This window comes from Tunicatimonas sp. (genome assembly GCF_049647865.1).
In the GTDB taxonomy this organism is placed as follows: Bacteria; Bacteroidota; Bacteroidia; order Cytophagales; family Cyclobacteriaceae; genus Tunicatimonas.
The window spans coordinates 1-2,164 of the sequence record NZ_JBARYM010000046.1 but is presented as its reverse complement, the minus strand read 5'-3'; the positions used below and the strand labels follow the sequence as shown (position 1 = coordinate 2,164).

The window sequence follows — 2,164 nt, the reverse complement described above, 5'->3', positions numbered from 1 at the left end:
ACTGGTCGTTGGGCTCAATTAAAAAATAAAAAAAAGAATTTTGAAATTCACTGAGCAATTAAAAAGAATTGTAAAAGTCTCTCAATTTCTACCTATTCAAAGCTTTAATAGTTTGATATTGCTAATTGCCTTACCAATTCTGACATATAAGTGCGCCAAGATTTTGGCAACTGATTGGGTGGAGACTAAAGCTACACCGACTGCGTTTACCAAAATTCAGGAACGAATTAGAGAAAATGAACCTGAATACTTTTTTAAAGTTTACTACTCTTTTGATGTAGATGAAGAGATTTTTGAAATTATACGTGAGCAAGGTTTAAGATTAATTGAAGAAGCTGAACAAAATTTAATGATTGCTCAAACTAATAAACAGTCAATTCCAGTTTGGTACAATAAATCTAATCCTGAAAATACTGAATTAGAAATGGAAGGTACAAACTGGTTCATTTATCTTTTTGCAATAGGATTGATAATTTTGATGCTGGCATATTTAAGGTGGATAATGCTGAAATATTATGAACTTGAAATTGAAGAAGAAACTGAGCCCGACAAAGCACAGCCCCAAGCCTAGCAAAAATGAATTAGTACGCTTGTTGCTCCAGGTAACAATATTGTTAAACAAATAAAAAAACGCAAACAAACCGGTACAGCAGCTCGCTTCGGTCGTTGCAAGCTGAAATACAGAAAAAATATTTATCTTAGTCTTATGACTGATATTGACATCTACACAAAATTAGTGACCCTACCCAACGATTTGAAAGATGAGGTAGGTAACTATGTTGATTTTCTCAAATCTAAAGTTCAAGGAAAAGGTGAAGTCAAGACATCCAGGAAAGCCGGACTAGCCAAAGGACTCATCCGGATGAGGAAAGACTTTGATGAACCCCTTGATGACTTCAAAGAGTATATGGAATGAATTTACTCCTAGATACTCATACCGCCATTTGGTTCATCACTGAAGATAAAACACTGCCTACTAATGTGAAAGCGTTGATAGAAGACGCCACCAATACATGCTTCGTTAGCGTTGCTTCTCTCTGGGAGATGGGAATTAAGTATTCTTTGGGAAAGTTAGATTTAAAAGCAGACCTCAAGAAAATATTCGAACTCATTGATCAGAGTGGATTAACAATCTTGCCTATTACAGCAAATCACATATTGACCAACACGACGCTGGATTTCCATCATCGTGATCCGTTCGATCGGTTAATTATTGCCCAGGCAAGAAGCGAAGGATTAACAGTAATGTCAAAAGATGGCGTTTTCAAAGACTATAATATTGATCTGATTTGGAAGAAGTGAAAAGCCAGCGCCCAACACCATGCAGCCACGGGGCGGCCCCCGCCAGGCGGGTGAATTGTTAGATTAGAAGTTCGGTTTCCTTAAGTCAGCCTGCTGATGCTCGAAAGATCAGGGCCATCAAGCCCGGCCCGAAGGCTGCATAGACCGTTATCGTATCTCTAACGAAATAAAAATTTTCTGTGGTTCAGGTCACTTTTGAGTACAGGCCTATCTTGTCATTCTGTATCATACGCTAAGCAAGAAGCTACCTAAGGGCATATACCACCTAAAGTGGATAGCATCTTAGATGCACTAGTTTTAAAGCAACTCCTCCACAATCTTATCCACCGTCATGCCTTCGGCTTCGGCTTTAAAGTTACGGACAATGCGGTGACGCAGAATAGGCTTGGCTACCGCTTGCACGTCTTCAATGTCGGGAGAGTACTTCTGATTAAGTAGCGCATTACATTTAGCCGCTAAAACTAAGTACTGCGAAGCTCGAGGTCCCGCTCCCCACTCCAGAAAATTATTAGCTACCTCACTGGCTTTGGCTGAATGCGGCCGGGTTTTATTGACTAACCCTACAGCATACTCTACTACATTATCGGCAATAGGAACACGGCGTACCAGATGCTGATACTCTACAATTTGCTCGCCGGTAATTACTTTTTGCACCTCGTAGTCAGAGTCAGTGGTAGTGGCTTTCACAATGTCTACCTCCGACTCGTAGCTAGGGTAGGTGAGCTGAATATCGAACATAAAGCGGTCGAGCTGGGCTTCGGGTAGGGGATAGGTTCCTTCCTGCTCAATCGGGTTTTGCGTGGCCAGCACAAAAAATGGTTTATCCAGCGGGTAATCGGCTCCAGCTACGGTTACTTTATAC

At 40.9% G+C, this 2,164-nt stretch carries 4 protein-coding genes; 3 read left to right on the top strand and 1 reads right to left on the bottom strand.

Translation table 11 applies throughout. The features are described from left to right. The first annotated feature begins 40 nt into the window (after positions 1 to 40). The 3 genes from WBA23_RS01865 (at position 41) to WBA23_RS01855 (ending at position 1,302) form a co-directional block, all read left to right on the top strand. Positions 41 to 571, top strand: a complete 531-nt coding sequence (locus tag WBA23_RS01865) for a DUF3592 domain-containing protein (protein ID WP_424580538.1) — start codon at positions 41 to 43, stop codon at positions 569 to 571. A gap of 135 nt (positions 572 to 706) precedes the next feature. Then, positions 707 to 916: a type II toxin-antitoxin system VapB family antitoxin gene (gene vapB / locus WBA23_RS01860; protein WP_424580537.1), complete on the top strand. Its 210-nt coding sequence runs from the start codon at positions 707 to 709 to the stop codon at positions 914 to 916. Beyond that, positions 913 to 1,302 (top strand): type II toxin-antitoxin system VapC family toxin, encoded by a 390-nt coding sequence (locus WBA23_RS01855; RefSeq protein ID WP_424580536.1) that lies wholly within the window; start codon positions 913 to 915, stop codon positions 1,300 to 1,302. Before vapB ends, WBA23_RS01855 begins: the two co-directional genes overlap by 4 nt. 297 nt (positions 1,303 to 1,599) lie before the next feature. Here WBA23_RS01855 and WBA23_RS01850 read toward each other — a convergent pair. Continuing rightward, positions 1,600 to 2,164: AAA family ATPase (locus WBA23_RS01850; RefSeq protein ID WP_424580535.1), on the bottom strand; the 565-nt coding region annotated here is incomplete at its 5' end.

What these genes read in the sequence shown, in the direction of transcription:
- WBA23_RS01855 (WP_424580536.1), top strand. Translation starts at nt 913, where the DNA reads ATGAATTTACTCCTAGATACTCATACCGCCATTTGGTTCATCACTGAA.
- vapB (WP_424580537.1), top strand. Translation starts at nt 707, where the DNA reads ATGACTGATATTGACATCTACACAAAATTAGTGACCCTACCCAACGAT.